The sequence below is a fragment of the Achromobacter sp. JD-1 genome (genome assembly GCF_038594925.1).
GTDB lineage: Bacteria > Pseudomonadota > Gammaproteobacteria > Burkholderiales > Burkholderiaceae_B > Achromobacter > Achromobacter spanius_C.
On sequence record NZ_JBCGCS010000002.1, the window covers coordinates 374996 to 392550 of the forward strand.

15 protein-coding genes are annotated in these 17555 nt (G+C 65.1%); 10 read left to right on the top strand and 5 right to left on the bottom strand.

Annotated elements, in window-relative coordinates:
- Positions 1 to 151 precede the first annotated feature (151 nt).
- Both tex and WBR68_RS04995 read left to right on the top strand, forming a co-directional pair.
- Complete coding sequence (tex, locus tag WBR68_RS04990) at positions 152 to 2530, top strand: RNA-binding transcriptional accessory protein Tex (protein WP_050447821.1); 2379 nt, start codon at positions 152 to 154, stop codon at positions 2528 to 2530.
- 332 nt (positions 2531 to 2862) lie between these two features.
- Positions 2863 to 3369, top strand: a complete 507-nt coding sequence (locus WBR68_RS04995; protein ID WP_050447820.1) for a hypothetical protein — start codon at positions 2863 to 2865, stop codon at positions 3367 to 3369.
- Positions 3370 to 3442: 73 nt separating this feature from the next.
- Here WBR68_RS04995 and WBR68_RS05000 read toward each other — a convergent pair whose 3' ends face one another.
- The 5 genes from WBR68_RS05000 to WBR68_RS05020 form a co-directional block, all read right to left on the bottom strand.
- Positions 3443 to 4795 (bottom strand): tryptophan--tRNA ligase, encoded by a 1353-nt coding sequence (locus tag WBR68_RS05000; protein WP_050447818.1) that lies wholly within the window; start codon positions 4793 to 4795, stop codon positions 3443 to 3445.
- Between the two features lie 70 nt (positions 4796 to 4865).
- The gene (locus WBR68_RS05005; protein WP_050447816.1) at positions 4866 to 5189 is read right to left on the bottom strand and encodes a DUF3325 domain-containing protein; all 324 of its coding nucleotides are present in this window, start codon (positions 5187 to 5189) and stop codon (positions 4866 to 4868) included.
- Positions 5186 to 6871 (bottom strand): PepSY-associated TM helix domain-containing protein, encoded by a 1686-nt coding sequence (locus tag WBR68_RS05010; RefSeq protein WP_230693636.1) that lies wholly within the window; start codon positions 6869 to 6871, stop codon positions 5186 to 5188. Before WBR68_RS05010 ends, WBR68_RS05005 begins: the two co-directional genes overlap by 4 nt.
- Complete coding sequence (locus WBR68_RS05015; protein ID WP_050450292.1) at positions 6868 to 7149, bottom strand: DUF3649 domain-containing protein; 282 nt, start codon at positions 7147 to 7149, stop codon at positions 6868 to 6870. The genes WBR68_RS05010 and WBR68_RS05015 overlap by 4 nt, the downstream gene beginning before the upstream one ends.
- A gap of 23 nt (positions 7150 to 7172) precedes the next feature.
- The gene (locus tag WBR68_RS05020) at positions 7173 to 7805 is read right to left on the bottom strand and encodes a DUF4198 domain-containing protein (RefSeq protein ID WP_083447588.1); all 633 of its coding nucleotides are present in this window, start codon (positions 7803 to 7805) and stop codon (positions 7173 to 7175) included.
- Positions 7806 to 8025: 220 nt separating this feature from the next.
- Here WBR68_RS05020 and WBR68_RS05025 point away from each other — a divergent pair, with 220 nt between their 5' ends.
- The 8 genes from WBR68_RS05025 (at position 8026) to WBR68_RS05060 (ending at position 17534) form a co-directional block, all read left to right on the top strand.
- Positions 8026 to 8940, top strand: a complete 915-nt coding sequence (locus WBR68_RS05025) for a dihydrodipicolinate synthase family protein (RefSeq protein ID WP_127183783.1) — start codon at positions 8026 to 8028, stop codon at positions 8938 to 8940.
- Positions 8941 to 9168: 228 nt separating this feature from the next.
- Positions 9169 to 10146 (top strand): 4-hydroxyproline epimerase, encoded by a 978-nt coding sequence (locus tag WBR68_RS05030; RefSeq protein WP_230693637.1) that lies wholly within the window; start codon positions 9169 to 9171, stop codon positions 10144 to 10146.
- Complete coding sequence (locus WBR68_RS05035; protein ID WP_230693638.1) at positions 10146 to 11282, top strand: NAD(P)/FAD-dependent oxidoreductase; 1137 nt, start codon at positions 10146 to 10148, stop codon at positions 11280 to 11282. Before WBR68_RS05030 ends, WBR68_RS05035 begins: the two co-directional genes overlap by 1 nt.
- Positions 11279 to 12874, top strand: coding sequence for an FAD-dependent oxidoreductase (locus WBR68_RS05040; RefSeq protein ID WP_230693639.1), 1596 nt, complete (start codon positions 11279 to 11281; stop codon positions 12872 to 12874). Before WBR68_RS05035 ends, WBR68_RS05040 begins: the two co-directional genes overlap by 4 nt.
- Positions 12871 to 13695 carry an inositol monophosphatase family protein gene (locus WBR68_RS05045; protein WP_230693640.1) on the top strand — a complete coding sequence of 275 codons (825 nt, stop codon included), beginning with the start codon at positions 12871 to 12873 and terminating at the stop codon, positions 13693 to 13695. The genes WBR68_RS05040 and WBR68_RS05045 overlap by 4 nt, the downstream gene beginning before the upstream one ends.
- Before the next feature lie 74 nt (positions 13696 to 13769).
- Positions 13770 to 14819, top strand: coding sequence for an ABC transporter ATP-binding protein (locus WBR68_RS05050; protein WP_050450286.1), 1050 nt, complete (start codon positions 13770 to 13772; stop codon positions 14817 to 14819).
- Entirely contained in the window at positions 14816 to 16468 is a 1653-nt protein-coding gene (locus WBR68_RS05055; RefSeq protein WP_230693641.1) for an ABC transporter permease, read from the top strand. Before WBR68_RS05050 ends, WBR68_RS05055 begins: the two co-directional genes overlap by 4 nt.
- Positions 16469 to 16505: 37 nt before the next feature.
- Positions 16506 to 17534: an extracellular solute-binding protein gene (locus tag WBR68_RS05060; RefSeq protein ID WP_050450284.1), complete on the top strand. Its 1029-nt coding sequence runs from the start codon at positions 16506 to 16508 to the stop codon at positions 17532 to 17534.
- Positions 17535 to 17555 lie beyond the last annotated feature (21 nt).

Genomic DNA, 17555 nt, shown 5'->3' on the forward strand with positions numbered 1-17555 from the left:
GACACTGATGTGGGAAAGGACCAAATGATACCCTTTGCCCAGCCCGCTTTCCTTGCGGACCAGGGACGGATCCATCCCCCCTGGCACGTTCTGTAACAGCGGCTTATGGCACAATCCGCCCCTTGTTTTTCCTTTTTGTCGTCGTATAGAGATGTCTGAAACTTCCGCTATCACGAACGTCGCCGCCGGCGTCGACAACGCCCGCATCGTCGCGCAGCTTGCCACCGAACTCGGCGCGCGCGTCTCCCAGATCGCTGCCGCGGTGGAACTGCTGGATGACGGCGCCACCGTGCCTTTTATTTCGCGCTATCGCAAGGAAGCCACTGGCGGCCTGGACGATACCGTGCTGCGCAACCTGGAAGTGCGCCTGGGCTATTTGCGCGAGCTCGAAGAGCGCCGCGGTTCCATCCTTGAATCCATCTCGCAGCAGGGCAAGCTGACGCCCGAGCTGCAGCAGGAAATTGCCGCCGCCGACACCAAGCAGCGCCTGGAAGACTTGTACGCGCCGTACAAGCCCAAGCGCCGCACGCGCGCCCAGATCGCCCGCGAGGCCGGCCTTGAACCCTTGGCCGACGCCATCCTGGCCGACCCGGCCTGCGACCCCGCCGCGCTGGCCGCGCAGTACCTGAACCCCGAAGCGTCCATCAACGACGCCAAGGCGGCGCTGGACGGCGCGCGCGACATCCTGGCCGAGCGCTATGCGGAAAACGCGGACCTGCTGGCCGACATGCGCGAGCACCTGTGGTCCACCGGCCTGATCTATTCCAAGATGATCGACGGCAAGGAAACCGAAGGCGCCAACTTCCGCGACTGGTTCGACTTCAACGAGCCTTTGCGCACGCTGCCTTCGCATCGCATCCTGGCGCTGCTGCGCGGCCGTCAGCAAGGCGTGCTGGAATTGCGCCTGGGGCTGGAAGCCGAGCTTGAAGCGCAGGTGCCGCACCCCTGCGTGGCGCGCATCGCCAATTTCCTGAAATTGGGCAATGGCCTGTTTGCGTTGGACGCCACGCCGCGCGCGCGCTGGCTGGGTGAAGTCTGCCGCTGGACCTGGCGCGTGAAGCTGCTGACGGCATTCGAAAGCGAACTGATCGGCCGCCTGCGTGAAAGCGGCGAAGCCGAAGCCATCCGCGTGTTCGCCGCCAACCTGAAAGACCTGCTGCTGGCGGCGCCCGCCGGCCCCAAGGCCGTGTTGGGCCTGGACCCCGGCATCCGCACGGGCTGCAAGATCGCCGTCATCGACCAGACCGGCAAGGTCGTCGACACCACCACCGTCTACCCGTTTGAACCGCGCCGCGATCGCGACGGCACGATCAACACGCTGGCCGCGCTTGTCGCGCGCCACAAGGTCGACCTGATCGCCATCGGCAACGGCACCGCCTCGCGCGAAAGCGAAAAGCTGGTGGGCGACATGATGGAACGCTTCCCTGACCTGAAAGTCACCCGCGTGGTGGTCTCTGAAGCCGGTGCATCCGTCTATTCCGCCTCGGAAACCGCTGCCCTGGAATTTCCCGACCTGGACGTGACGCTGCGCGGCGCCGTGTCCATCGCCCGCCGCCTGCAGGATCCGTTGGCCGAACTCGTCAAGATCGACCCCAAGGCCATCGGTGTGGGCCAGTACCAGCACGACGTCAACCAGCGCGAGCTGGCGCGTTCGCTGGATGCCGTCGTCGAAGATTGCGTGAACGCCGTGGGCGTGGACGTGAACACCGCCTCGGCCGCGTTGCTGGCTCGGGTGTCGGGTTTGAATTCGCTATTGGCCAAGAACATCGTGTCCTGGCGCGACGAGAACGGCGCATTCCCCACGCGCGACGTACTGCGCAAGGTGCCGCGCTTTGGCGAAAAGGCCTTTGAACAAGCCGCCGGCTTTTTGCGCATTCCCAACGGCGACAACCCGCTGGACGCCTCATCGGTGCACCCCGAAGCCTATCCCGTCGTGGAACGCATCGTGGCGAAGATCAAGGCCGAGGTCAAACAGATCATCGGCCAGCGCGACGCCCTGAAAGGGGTGTCGCCGTCCGACTTCACGGACGAGCGCTTTGGCTTGCCCACGGTGCGCGACATCTTCGCCGAACTGGAAAAGCCCGGCCGCGACCCGCGCCCCGAGTTCAAGACGGCCCAATTCAAGGAAGGCGTTGAAACCTTGAACGACCTGTACCCGGGCATGGTGCTGGAAGGCGTGGTGACCAACGTGGCCAATTTCGGCGCGTTCGTCGACATTGGCGTGCACCAGGACGGCTTGGTCCACATTTCGGCGCTGGCCGAAAAATTCGTGAAGGACCCGCGCGACGTCGTGCGCGTGGGCCAGACGGTCAGCGTGAAGGTGCTGGAAGTGGATGCCGCCCGCAAGCGCGTCGCGCTGACCATGCGCCTGAACGACACCGCGGCACCCGCACGCCGCAGCGGTGACGCCCCCAAGGGCGGTGACCGCCCACGCCGCGCTCAAGGCGACGGTGGTCGTGGCAACGCGGCGGGTGGCGCCAGCGGCATGAACAGCGCCATGGCGGACGCCTTCGCCAAGCTCAAGCGCTGAGTCTTAGCGCTGAGTCTTAGCGCCTGCTGTCCGCAAAGCCAGGGCCCCACGGCCCTGGCTTTTTCATTGGGTCCTGGCCTTTTAGTTGCCCGCCGCCGCCCCTAGGACTTTCCCGTAGATCGGCCCATTTTCTTGCGCGCGCTCAATCAACAATTCCAAAAATAAGGGAAAATATCGAATTGTGTCCGAATAATAAAAGCTGGTGGCGTTGGGGAACACAGCAGACACAAACATCCATGATCAGGCGAACCGCGGCGCGAACCGTCTATCAGGCAAGAAGCAAAAGAAAAAGCGCCCTATCCCGTAGAACGCCCCCCGGAGAGCCATTCGTCATGCGCACTACCCTTACGCTTGCCGCCAATGAAGCGGCAACCATTACCGAAAAAGAAGCCGGCCATAGTGGCGCCTATGCCGAAGTCACGCTCGGCCAATACGCGCATCTGATCATTGACGGCGCTGAAGTTGCTTTCAAGCACATCACGCTGGAACGCCTGGGTAGCCGGGTGATTGAATTACGCAATGGCGCCCAGCTTCAAGTGGGCGCGCTGGGATTCGCCAGCATGGGCGCCAGCATCGTATACCGCATCGGCGTGGGCTGCGCGCTGACGTTCGACGCCAGCCAATGGGACCCCGAAGTGGTCGCCAACACAACTTTTGATTTCGCCAGCCAAGGCAGCGGCACGCTGAAATACTTCCCCTTCATCAATCCCGAATGGCTGGAATGCCCGAACGTGGTCGGCTATTCGGACGGCGACCTGCTTGAGATCGCCGGCCAGGGCAATGCGCAGCGTTTCCAGGTGCGCGACGGCCGCATCGTGGCAGGCGCGCGGCCAGCCTGAGCTTGCTTCAAAAGGATGGCGGCGCGGGTTGCAGCGGGGATGGCAACCCGCGCCGCAGCCATCCGGCAGCCGCCTATTCTTGGGCTAACGACGCCAGCGCCGCACGCACGCGCACCAGGCGCGCATCGGCATCACCCTGCACGCCCTCGGGCGCTTCGGCAACCGTCACGCCGTCGATGACGGCCGAGTAGCCTTCACCCGCCACCTGCAGCACTTGCTCGGCCGATTCGGATTGCAGGCGGCGCATCAAGGCGCCCGCTTGCTTGGGATCGGCGAAACGCTGCGACAACAGCAGCTCTTCACCATCAGCCGCCAACAGGCGGAAACGGAAGCCGCCCGTTTCATCGCGGAAGCTGACGAAACGCGCGCCCTTGTCCTTGTCCTTCTTGCCTTGCGGCTTGCCGGACTTGGCGCCGGCATTCAGATTGCGCAAGCCCACCGCCACGCGCAATTCCTGCATCAGCGGCAGCGCCTGTTTGCGCGCCTTGTCGGCGCCAGCCTGCAGAATGTCTTCGATACGGCCCGGGTTGGCGATCAGTTCAACGTACTTTTCGCGCATGGGCGCCAGGCGCGTTTCCAGATGCTCGTAAAGCGCCTGCTTGGCATCGCCCCAAGCCATGCCATCTTCCAGTTGCTTGCGAAACGCCGCCGATTCCGCATGCGTGGCAAACGCGCGGAACAGCGTGTACAAGTGCGAACTTTCGGCGTCCTTGGCTTCGCCCGGCGCACGGGAATCGGTCACGATACGCATCACCGAGGCACGCAGCGCCTTGGCCCCGCCTTCGAACAGCGGAATGGTGTTGTTGTAGCTCTTGGACATCTTGCGGCCATCCAGGCCCGGCAAGGTGGCAACGTCTTCTTCGATGGCCACTTCCGGCAGCGTGAAATAGTCGCGGCCATATAGATGGTTGAAACGTTGGGCAATGTCGCGGGCCATTTCCAGATGCTGGATCTGGTCGCGGCCGACCGGCACACGGTTGGCGTTGAACATCAGGATGTCCGCCGCCATCAGCACGGGATACGAAAACAAGCCCATCGTGACGCCATCGTCCGGGTCCACGCCCTTGGCCAGGTTCTGGTCGACCGAGGCCTTATAAGCATGGGCGCGATTCATCATGCCCTTGGCGGTGACGCAGGTCAGCAACCAGCACAGCTCGGGAATTTCGGGGATGTCGGATTGCCGGTAGAACGTGACGCGCTCGGGGTCCAGGCCCACCGCCAGCCAGGTGGCGGCGATCTCAAGGCGGGAGCGAGCCACACGGGCCGGGTCGTCGCACTTGATCAGCGCGTGGTAGTCCGCCAAAAAGAAGAATGCGTCCACACCCGGCTGCGTGCTGGCCTCTACCGCGGGCCGGATGGCGCCAGCGTAGTTGCCAAGGTGGGGGGTGCCAGTGGTGGTAATGCCGGTAAGGACGCGGGTATTCATGGGGCGAAGAGGCGTGTGCGAGGGGAAACAAGCAGTGTAACTTGCCCGCGAGGCCTGAAGATCGGCGCGCCTACCAGACCGCCAGCAGTGGCGCGGCCAGCGCGCAAAGCCCACCCGTGGTCAACGCCGCGCGCGGACGGAAGGTCAAGAACCAGATCAGCAGCAGACCGGCAATGCTGAGAATGCCGATCCATTCCACCGTGCCGTAGCTCCAGCCCCATACCGTGGCGGATGCATAGAGCGACAGAGCCAGGGCGATCCAGCCGAACACCCGCAATGGCACGCGATGGCGGCGCGGCATGGCGCGGTCGAACAGGTCTTCGTAGTGACGATCCATACCCAGGCACAGGGCGGAAAAGCCCGCGTAGGCCAGGCAAAAAGCGGCAAGCGTCATGGCGTATCACCTCGCGGTTCGTAGACGGCGGCGCTGGGCGCAGCCTGGGCAGACGACGGCACCGACGCCGGCCTGGTCGCAGCCGGCGACGGGGTGCGCGGCGCACCCACGGCCCGGGCCGACGCCTTGGCCGGCATGCGGCGGGCTCGAGCCGCCTTGCGCGACATCCAGGCAAACAACGCGGCGCTGGCCAGGCAGCTCAGGTCGAACCCGGCCATGACCCAATCGCCTTCAGGCAACGAGACCCCCAGGTGGCGCGAGGTGGTCAGGGCATTGACCACCGGCACCAAGGCCAGCGCGCCAGCGGCAATGGCCAGCAGGTCCTGCCACTTGCGAGGCTGGAAAACAAAGGCATAGACGAGCGACACGGCCCAGGCCGCGAAGAACGCCCGCGACTCCCAAAACTGGCGCCCTGGCAAATCCACGGGCAGCAAGCGATTGGCCAGGAAAAACGCCGCCACGCCGAACACCACGCCCGCGATCGTGCCCGCGTTCAGGCCATCAACCAGGCGCAGCGAAAACGCTTCGCGGCTATCTTGCGGGCGCGCCTTCTGGCGCCGCTTGGCGATCCACAGCACCAGCCCCGTTCCCACCATGCCGGTGCCCGCCAGGCTGACCAGGAAGTAGAACCAGCGCAACAGCGGTTCAGCAAAAAGGCCCAAGTGCAGGCCAGTGATGGTGCCCGCCGTTCGGGCGGTCGCGCCCATCGTGTCCTGCCCTTCCAGCAACTTGCCCGTGACGCCGTCAAAGCGCTTCCAGGGGGCCATCAGCCCAAATGACACCCCGTCAGCGGCGGCGCGCGTGAGCGTCACGGTGGAGCCAGCATCGCCAGGGTTGTTGACGGTGATGCGGCCTACGCGTCCATGCCACTCCTGCTGCGCCTGCTCGACCAACGGCGCAATCGGTATCAATGGCGCGGGCTGATTCAGCGGCGGTGTCACCTTGAATGATTTGAAGACCTCGTCCGTGTACTGACGCGGGGTTTCATATACAGCCTTGATGCCCGCGGGCATCAGCATCACCATGAACAGCACGAGTCCGCTGAAGGTGATCATCAGGTGGAATGGCAGTCCCAGGACCGACAGCACGTTGTGACCGTCCATCCAGGCGCGTTGCCCCCCCTTTCCAGGGCGAAAGGTAAAGAAATCCGCGAATATCTTCTTGTGCGTGATGATGCCGCTGATGATCGCCACCAGCATGAACATACCCGCGATGCTGGCCAGCCAACGCCCCCACGGAAACGCGGTCTCCAGTTCGAAATGAAAGCGATAGAAGAACTCGCCGCCGCGCGTTTCGCGGCCCGTCACCGCCTGCCCGCTGGCAGGGTCCAGCTTCACGCGCACGAATCCGCGCTCGCCCGGCTTGGGCTTGGGCACTTGATACAGCAGCAGGATCAGCGGCTCGCGATTCGACGGCGGCGTGATGAACCAGCGCTTGGCGTCCGGCGCATGTTCGGCCAGATAGCGCTGCGCCACCTCCACCGACGGCACGGCGGGCGCCGGCTTTACCTGGATTTCGGGCTGCATCCAGTGCGTGATCTCGGGTCGGAAGAACGCCAGCGACCCAGTCAGGAACATCGCGAACAACACCCAGCCGAAAATCAATCCGGCCCAGGTATGCAACCAGGACATCGACTGGCGCAGGCCCTCTTCACCCTGCGCCTTGACCTTCTTTGCCTTCATGCCGCCCCCATCGTGCGGCCGGCCAGGAACAGCCCGCCCAGCAGCAATGCCGGCAACAAAATGCCGGCCCAGGCGCGCCAGGCGTTGCGCGTGGCAAACACCCAGATCACGCCGCAGGCGTAGACCACGAAGGACAACATCTGGGCCGTCGTGACGGCGTCGGCCCGCCCCATGGGGAGCCAGACCGCCAGGCAGGCCGCAGCCGCCGAGGCCAGGGCATAGCCGCCCAGAATGGCGGCAACCGCCCTGGAAAATACGGCCATGCGATAGCGCATCATGCCTGCGCCGGCTGCGGGTGCTTTCACTTGTTCACATTGAAGCTAAGGGTGGAAACGTAGCGGATCTTGGCGTAGGACTTGCCATCGGCCTCACCCGCCTTCTCTTCGACGTGCGCGGCTTCCAGCACGTACTGGCCCGGCCACGGCGTCGTGATTTCGATGCGACCGTTCTCATCGCTCCAGAAGCGCTTTTCCCATTTCGGAGGACCGAACACGGTGACTTCGGTCTTGGCCAAAGGCTTGCCCTGGAAATGCAGGACGAACGTATTGGCGCCGGGGGCGGTGGGCACCAGTTCCAGGTCCAGCTTGGCTTGCGTGTCGGTGCGGCCTGCCTTGGCGCCGTACTTCACCAGGGTTTCCTTGAACTGGATCGGCTGGGCCAGGCGGACGTCGCCCTTGCCGCTGGCAGCGAATTCGACAAAGTCAGCGCCCTTGCCCGACGCTTTCAGCACCGTGCCATCGGCCGCGGTCACGACCGGCGCCACCATGACTTTTCCCAGCAGGCCATCCTGCTTTTCGCGCACATCGTCAGCCCATTCGCCGAAGTACACCTTGGCCGGTCCTTCGGCCCCCCGTTCCAGCCAAACAAAGTGTGCCTGCGCGGCGCCCGCGCTGCCCAACAGGGCGATGGCGGCTAACGTCTTTGCGAATTTCATTATGGATTTTCCTTTAGTCCGATATTCCGGAAACAGGCAAGCCCCGCGGCTGATGCCTATTTGGAATCGCCTGAATTATAACTATTCTCACTACGGCCTTCATCAAAAAAATGGGACGCAATGCCAATCGCTGGTTAACCCGCATTCTTTTAATTCGTAATTTAAATATATTAAGAACATATCTGAAGCCACCCACCGTGCTTTCTCACTGGAGTCATCCATGACGCACCCTCGCTGGACAGGCATTTTCCCCGCCGTCACCACCAAGTTTCATGCCGACGAACGCATCGACGCCGAAGGCACCGCCCGCCACATCGACTTTCAAATTCGCAACGGCATCCACGGCGTTGTCACCTGCGGGTCGCTTGGCGAGGCCAGCACCTTGACGCTGGAAGAAAAGTTGGCGGTCACCCGGATCGCGTTGGAAGCATCCGGCGGGCGTGTGCCGGTTCTGGCCAACGTATCGGAAACCAGCACGCGCGAAGCCCTGCGGTATATCGACGACGCCAACAAGCTGGGCGTTGCCGGCTTCATGGTCATGCCCTCGCTGATCTACGTCGCCGATCCCCGCGAAGCCATGCTGAACGTACGCACCATGGCCGACGCCGCCCAGCAGCCCATCATGGTCTACAACAACCCGCTGGCCTACCGCGTGGACCTGACGCCCGCGCACATGGCCGAACTGGCCGACTGCAAATGGCTCGCCGCCGTCAAGGACAGCTCGGGCGACACCCGCCGCGTGACCGACCTGCGCAACGCCGTGGGCGACCGCTATCAAATTTTCCTGGGCGTGGACGACCTGGCCTACGAGGGCCTGGCGTTGGGCTGCGACGGCTTGCTTGCCGGCGTGGGGTGCGCATTCCCGCGTGAAACGGTCGCCCTTTACGATCTCATGAAGGCGGGCAAGCACGCCGAAGCGCTCGCCCTTTACCAATGGATGACGCCGCTTCTGCATCTGGACGTGTCCACGAAACTTGTCCAGAACCTGAAGCTGATCGACGCGCTGGTGGGCGTTGGCACGGAGCATGTGCGCCGTCCTCGCCTGCCCGTCATCGGCGAGGAACGCGCCCTGATCGAACGCGTCGTGGCCCATGCGCTGGCCACCCGTCCCGCGCAATACCAATCCGTGCCCTGATAGGTTCGCGCCGCCCTGCGATAACTCTGAGTAATTACTCGCAATTTCCTTGAGTTATCGCCGGGCGACCATATGCCGCCTATTGCCGCATGGCGCCGCAGATTCCATCGCAACTAGCGTGACATTACGGTCTCTACGGCACGACGCAAGGCCTTTAATTGCCTAGACTAGGCCGGCATCTCACTCATACCCCACCACGCTCGTGCTGTTCCCACATAAGGCGCGTCAATGAATCAGATCCTTGTCATCGACTCCCATACGGCAGGCGAGCCCACCCGGCTAGTCATATCGGGCTTTCCCGACCTGGGCGCGGGCAGCATGGCCGAACGGCAACACCGCCTTGCCACCGAACATGATGCCTGGCGCGCCGCCACCGTGCTGGAACCGCGCGGCAGCGATGTCATGGTAGGCGCACTGCTTTGCGCACCACAGGATCCGGCCAACGCCGCCGGCGTCATCTTCTTCAACAACGCCGGCTACCTGGGGATGTGCGGCCACGGCACCATCGGCCTGGTCGCCACGCTGGCCTACCTGGCCCGCATCGGTCCCGGCGAACACGGCATTGAAACACCGGTCGGCACCATCCGCGCCCTCTTGCACGACGACGGGTCGATCAGCGTGCGCAATGTGCCCGCCTATCGCCTGCATCGCGCCGTGCGCGTTGACGTGCCCGGCTACGGCGAAGTAATCGGTGACGTCGCCTGGGGCGGAAATTGGTTCTTTCTTGTCGACCACGAAGGCGGCCAAGGCATGGTCCAAACCTTGCAGCGCATTGCGCCTGACAACATCGACGCGCTGACCCATTACGCCTGGGCCATCCGCCACGCCTTGCAATCGGCGGGCATCACTGGCGCCGACGGCGCCGTCATCGATCACATCGAACTGTTCACGTCCGACCCCGAGGCCAACAGCCGCAACTTTGTCCTATGCCCAGGCAAAGCCTACGACCGCTCACCCTGCGGCACGGGCACAAGCGCCAAGCTGGCCTGCCTGGCCGCCGACGGCAAGCTTGCACCCGGGCAGGTCTGGCGCCAGGCCAGCGTCATCGGCAGCACGTTCGAGGCCAGCTATGAAATAGCGGGCAAGCAGGTCGTGCCCACCATCCGAGGACGCGCGCACATCTGCGCTGAATCCACGCTGCTGATTTCGCCCGACGACCCTTTCGGCTGGGGCATCCGCCCGGCGCATTCGCCTGAAGCCGGCTGATGGCGCCGTCCAATGCTCCCCTGCACACGGATGTCCTGGTGATTGGCGCCGGCATCATCGGCGCCGCCTGTGCCCATCGTTTGGCACAGGACGGCCTGACGGTGCGTGTGCTCGACGGCCGCTTGGGCGGCGCCACGCAATCTGGCATGGGGCATCTGGTTGCCATGGACAGCAGCCCTGCCGAACTGGCGCTCAGCGCCGCGTCCCTGGATACATGGCGGCATTGGGGCGCCCGCATGAACGACGCGGACCCAGCCTGCGCCTATACCGGATGCGGCACGATGTGGCTTGCCGCCAACGACCGCGACATGGCTGAAGCCGGGCGCAAGCAAGCTCGCCTGCGCGACCACGGCATCGACGCCACCCTGCTTGGCGCGCAACAGCTGGCCAACGCCGAACCGGCCTTGCGCACCGGCCTGGCGGGCGCACTGCACGTACCTGGCGACGGCCTGGTGTATGCGCCCAGCGCCGCCCGCTGGCTGCTGGCGCATGCGCCGCCGGGCCTGTCGTTCGAAGCGGCCGAAGTCTGCAACATCGACACGCAAGGCGCGGTACTTGCCGATGGAACGCGACGCGACGCCCGGGCCATCGTGCTGGCGGCAGGCTGGGCGGCCACCCGGCTTTGCGACGACCTGCCCCTGCAACCCAAAAAAGGCCATCTGGCCATCACCGACCGCTACCCCACGGGCATGCGCCATCAACTTGTCGAACTCGGCTACATGGCCAGCGCCCAACAGCGCCAAGGCGCCGCCGTGGCGTTCAACGTGCAGCCCCGCCCCACCGGACAACTGCTGATCGGCTCTTCTCGCCAGTCCGGGCAATCAACGTCCGCCGTGGACCCGATGGTGCTGTCACGCATGCTCAAGCGCGCCATGGAGTTTCTGCCAGGCCTGTCCGGCATGAACATCCTGCGCACCTGGACGGGCATCCGCGCCGCCACGCCCGACGGGCTGCCGCTGATAGGCCGGCACCCCACACGCCCAACGCTTTGGCTGGCCGTGGGTCATGAAGGCCTGGGTGTCACCACCGCACCGGCCACCGCCACGCTGCTGGCCGCGCTGATACAAGACACAGCGCCACCGCTGGCCGCAGCCCCGTTTGCACCGTCCCGTTCATTCCACAAGGTGGCGCCATGACTTTTCCCCGCGCGTCCGCGCGCTTGCGCATCCGGCTTGATGGCCAGCAGGTCAGTGTTGCGGCTGACAGCAGCGTCGCCGCCGCGTTGGCGGCGCGCCCGCCCGGTAACTCGCGCGTGTCGATTTCCGGTGAAAGGCGCGCCGCGTTTTGCGGCATGGGCGCCTGCCATGAATGCCGAGTCCTGATAGACGGCCATCTGCGGCTTGCCTGCCAGACGCGCTGCCGCGAAGGTATGCGCGTCGACACCATCCTGGAACACGGGCACGACGCCAGCAGCGCCACCGCCCAAGACAGCCACGACAGCCATTGCGACCTTCTCATCATTGGCGCCGGCCCCGCGGGCATGGCCGCCGCGCTGGCTGCCGCGCCCAGTGGCCGCGCCATTGTGCTGCTTGATGACAACCCTGCTCCGGGTGGCCAGATCTGGCGTGATGGACCTGGCGTGGCCCTGCCTGCCGCCGCCCGCCGCTTGCGCGAGCAGGTCGCGCGTCATCTCAATATCACGCTGCTTTGCGGCACCCGGGTCGTGGGGCTGGCCGGAATGGCTGGCTTGTCCGGGCAGCCGGCACTCATGCTTGAGGACGCAAGCCGGGGATGGGTTCAGCACTACGACGCACTGATCCTGTGTACCGGCGCCCGCGAACTCCTGCTGCCTTTTCCCGGGTGGACGCTACCCGGCGTTACCGGCGCGGGCGGGCTGCAGGCCCTGGCCAAGTCGGGCGTGCCACTGCGCGGACAGCGCATCGTCATTGCCGGGACCGGCCCCCTGCTGCTGGCGGCCGCGCATTCCGCACGCAAGGCGGGCGCGCGCGTTGTCCGCATTGCCGAACAAACCGATTGGCGCACGTTGGCGCGCTTCGCCTATCGCCTGGCACGCTGGCCGGGCAAGGCAATGCAGGCCGCCGCACTTTTCAGCCCCCATTTCCGCAGCGCCAGCCACGTGCTCGAAGCCACGGGCGACGGGCGGGTGCAGCAGGTGCGTTTAAGCCGCGCTGATGGCGAAGAGAAAATCGCCTGCCATCGGCTGGCTTGTGGTTTTGGCTTGGTGCCCAACATCAAACTTGGCCAGATGCTTGGGTGCGAGCTGGACGCGCACCAGGGTCTGCGCGTGAACGACATGCAGCAGACCACGGTGCCGGGCGTATTCGCGGCGGGCGAATGCACGGGCATTGGCGGCAACGAGCAGGCACGGTTGCAAGGCGCCATGGCGGGCCATGCGGCGGTCGGTGGCCTGGCACAGGCCGCGCGCCTGACCACCGACCTGGCCCACTGGCAGGAATTCGCCAATACCTTGCGCAGCCATTTCGCGCTGCACCCGTCGTTGCTGTCCTTGGCGCGGCCCGACACCTTGGTCTGCCGTTGCGAAGACGTGCCGCATTCCGCGCTGGTATCCCGCCAAAGCTGGATGGACGCAAAGTTGCACACGCGCTGCGGCATGGGCGCATGCCAGGGCCGCATCTGCGGCGCGGCCACGCAAGCGCTCTATGGCTGGCAGCCCGCGCCGCCCCGGCACCTGCTCGCGCCCGTCCGCATCGACACGCTCGCCGGCCTGACTTCATCGCCCCCTATCCCGAACAAGGAATTCTCATGACTCCCTTCCTGGACGCGCAGCTCGCCTTCGCGCAGCAACTTGCAGATGAGGCCCGCGGCATGTACGCGCCGTATCTGCGCGATGCGTCCAACGCCGCCTCGTCGCCGGCACGGCCCGACCTGCCGCACACCGATATCAAGCCGGACAGCAGCCTGGTCACCGCATTGGACCGCGCCATCGAAGCGCACCTGCGCTTGCGCATCGAAGACGCGTATCCCCAACACGGTATCTACGGCGAAGAAGGCGGCACGGTCAGGCTGGATGCCGAGCATGTCTGGGTGCTCGACCCCATAGACGGCACGGCCCCCTTCATTGCCGGCGTGCCGGTTTTCGGCACCTTGATCGCGCTCTTGCATCGCGGCATGCCCGTGCTGGGCGTGATGGATTTCCCCGCCATCGGCGACCGCTGGATCGGCGCCACCGGACGCCCCACGCTGCACCAAGGCAAGGCTTGCCGCACCCGCGCCTGCGGCCTGCTGAGCGACGCCATGCTCAGCACCAGCAACCCCGACTTCTACGCGTCCGACGAACTGCCCGCGTTTCAGGCGCTGCGCGAACGCACCCGCTGGCGCATCTATGGCGGCTGCTGCCTGGCGTATGGCTTGCTTGCCGCTGGCCGCACCGACATCGCCATCGATGCCCGGCTGGCGCTCTATGACTACGCGCCGTTCATCCCCGTCATCCAGGGCGCGGGCGGCGTCATCACCGACTGGAACGGTCGCGCGCTTGGCCTGGACAACCCGGCTTCACGCATCCTCGCTGCCGGCGACCCTGACCGGCATCGCGAAGCGCTCACGCTTGTACGCCACGCAATGGCTTGAATCCGTCACCGCCGCAACGGTCGGCGCCTTCCCGATACCGACGCATTTTCCTCTTGCACCAGGAGCTCCCGGGCATGGACATCCGCATTGAAAACCTCTGCATTTCATACGGCAAGCAACGTGTCATCGACGGATTGAGCCTGGACATCCCCCCGGGTGGCTTTTTCACCTTGCTGGGGCCCAGCGGCTGCGGCAAGACCACCCTGCTGCGCGCCATTGCCGGCTTCACCCCCATCACGTCGGGCAGCCTGCGATTTGGCGGACGCGACGTCACGCGGGTGCCCGCGCACCAACGCAATATCGGCATGGTGTTCCAGGATTACGCGCTGTTTCCCAACCGAAGCGTGTTCGACAATACCGCCTACGGCCTACGCGCGCGGAAAGTGGCGTCCGCGCACATCAAGCAAAAGGTGACGTCCGCACTTGAACGCGTTGGCCTGGCGCAATACGCGGCGCGCCTGCCCGCCGAACTGTCTGGCGGGCAACGCCAGCGCGTGGCGCTTGCGCGCGCCCTGGTCATCCAGCCACAAGTGCTGTTGATGGATGAGCCGCTGTCGAATCTGGATGCCAAGCTGCGCATCCAGGTTCGGCAGACCATTGCCGAGCTGCAACGCGAAGCCGGCATCACCACCGTCTTCGTCACCCATGACCAGGAAGAAGCGCTGGCCCTGTCCGACCAGATCGCCGTGCTGGAGCGCGGCCGCGTGGCGCAGTTGGGCACGCCGCGCGCCATCTACAGTCAGCCGGCCAGCGGGTACGTGGCGGACTTCATCGGTGCGGCCAACTTGCTGCCGGTGCAATGCCAGGCGCGTGAGCCCGGCCCCGTGCGCTTACTGGTGGACGGACACGACATTGCCGCGCATGCCCCCGCACCGCTGGCGGGCGCAGCGGTACTGGTGGCGCGTCCCGAAGACATCATGCTGACCACCACGCCAGGCACCGGTGTGCCGGCGCGCATCCTGGCATTGCAGTACCTGGGCATCAAGACCAGTTACCGTGTTGAACTGCCCGGCGGCGGCCATCTGAACGTAGACGTGCATGGCGAACCCGCTGCGGCGCTGGCCCGTGGCGCACAGGTCGGCTTGGTATTTGATACGCAAAAAACGCTGGTGCTGGCGTCATGAAGCGCGTGCTCCCCATGCTGAGGTCGCCCTGGACATGGTTATCGCTGGCGGTGCTGGCCGTGCTGCTGGTCTTCCTGGTCTGGCCCGTGCTGAACATCCTGTCCGCCAGCGTGCTGGCACGCAACGAGGCAGGCCAGTCCGGCTGGCACATTCTGCTGTCCGACCCGCGCTATCTGCGCGCCATCGGCAACACCTTGCTGCTGGGCGTCGGCGTAACGCTGCTGGCGGCTGGCATCGGCGTGCCGCTGGCCTACCTGAGCGCGCGCCACCACTACCCCGGCAAGGGGCTGGTGTCTGTGCTGCCCCTGATCACCTTGATCATTCCCGAGGTCATCGGCGCGCAGACCTGGCTGATGATCCTGGGCAACAACGGGGTGCTCACCCGTGCGCTGCGCGACGGCCTGGGCCTGGACCTGCCCTCGTTCTACGGCTGGCCGGGGCTGCTGACCGTCATGACGTTCACGTACTACGCCTACATCTACATCGGCACGCTGGCGGCCATCCGAGGCTTTGACTCGCAACTGGAAGAGGCGGCCCAAAGCCTGGGCACGTCGCCGCCCCTGTCGCGCTTGAAGGTCATGGCGCCCGTGGTGATGCCCGCCATCCTGGCCAGCGCATTGCTCGTGTTCACCATGGTGGTGGGCAACTTCGCCACGTCGATGATTCTTGGCCATCGCGTGGAACTGCTGTCCGTGCTGACGTACCAGGCGTCGGTTTCGGAAACGGGCAGCGATCCGGTCATGCAAAGCACGCTTGCCACCACTTCGATTTCGCTGGTGATGCTGGCGCTTTTTCTGCAACGCTGGATTGTGTCGCGCGGACGCTATCAAATCACGCAAGGACGCGGCGCCCCCGAAACACCGATACGCGGCGCAGGCGCATGGACGCTGGCAGGCGCGGCCCTGGCCGTGATGGCGCTGTCGATGCTGCCGCTGGCCACGCTTGCCGTGGGCGCCTTCACGCGCGCGCACGGCCCGGTGATGCGCTGGGGCGAGTGGACGGTCGCGCATCTGGAACGGGTGCTGGTCAACGCCCCGGCCCCGATGCTGAATTCCGTCTTGTACGCGGGCGCCGCCACGCTGGTCGCCATTGCCTTCAGCACCCTGGCAAGCTATCAGATCGTCAAGAAGCGCAACCTGTTGACGCCTTGGCTGGACTACCTCAGCTCCATTCCCCTGGCCTTGTCAGGCACGGTCATCGGCATCGGCCTGCTGATGACGTTCGGCCACGGCGCATTCGACCTGTCCGGCACGGCGTCGCTGATCGTGCTGGCCTATATCGTGCGACGGCTTCCGTTCGGCGTGCGCAATGCTTCGTCCACGCTATTCAACCTGCCGGATTCCATTGAAGAGGCATCCATCAGCCTGGGTGTGCCACCACTCGCCTCTTTCGTGAAGGTGGTGCTGCCGCTGATGCTGCCCGCCATCGCCGCCGCCGCCGTGCTCACCTGGACAACCACTGTGTCCGAGCTCAGCGCGTCGGTCATTGTGTATTCGCCCGGCCATGAAACGCTGCCAATCCAGATTTTCCGCCTGATCGACAGCGGCCTGATGGCGCAGGCATCGGCCTACGGCCTGGTGCTGATCAGCGTGATCCTGGCGCCCGTGCTGCTGGCTACCCGCGTCTTCAAGATCCGGCTCTTTGCCTGAGACCGGCTCATTCAACCGCAACGCTCAAGGAACCACCATGATCCAACTCCCCCCCTTGAACCGCCGACAAGTGCTGAAGCTGCTGGCCGCCACTGGCGGTATCGGCGGCATGGGCGCCCTGCCTACCCGCGCGCTGGCGCAGCGCACCGAACAGGTCGTGCTGTACACCACGCTGAATGCCCAGTCCGTGGAAACGGCCAGCGACATCGCACGCGAGCTTTTGCCCCACATCAAGCCCAGCACGGTGGCGGGCGGCAGCAGCCAGTTGCTAAAGCGCATCGAAGCCGAAGCCGGGCAGCCAAAAGGGGATCTGTTCTGGACGTCCAGCGCCAACGTCATGCACGGCTACCGAACCTTGTTTGAACCTTACCGTTCCGCGCAAACCGCCGCCATCCCCCACGCGCTGCACGGCCCCGACGACCTCTGGATGGCCGCCAACCTGCATATCGTGGTCGGCATGATCAACACGCGGCATCTGCCCGGCGCCGCGCCCACCACCTGGGCCGACCTGACTGACCGTCGCTTCAAAGGCAAGATCATCATCGGCGATCCCGGCAACAGTTCGACGGCGTTCACGGCCTTGTGGGGAATCGAACGCGTGCTGGGCACCGAGGGCCTGAGGGCCTTGGCGCGCAACACCAGCGTGTCCGGCGCCGCTTCGCACGTGGTGCGCAGCGTGGGCCAGGGCGAGTATGCGGTGGGCATCACGTTCGAATCCACCGCCTACCCCTACGTGGCTGGCGGCCAAAAGGAAATCGGCATCATGTACCCCGCCGACGGCACCTTCACCGTGGCCGACAACATGGCCATGGTAAAGAACGCGCCTAACCCGGAAGCCGCCAAGCGCATGTACGACCTGCTGTTGTCGCGCGAGATGCAGCTGGCCCTGCTGCAAAACGCCTTCCGCCGCCCCAGCCGCACCGATATCGACGTCAGCAAACATCTGGACATGCCGCCACTTGCCGACATCAAGATCGTGCCGGTGGACGAAGCCGAAGCCGCCGCTGGCCGCGAGGCATTTCTTGCACGGTGGCGCGCCTACCTGGCGGAGGCACGCAGCGCCTGACATTTGGCGCCAGCCCGCGAA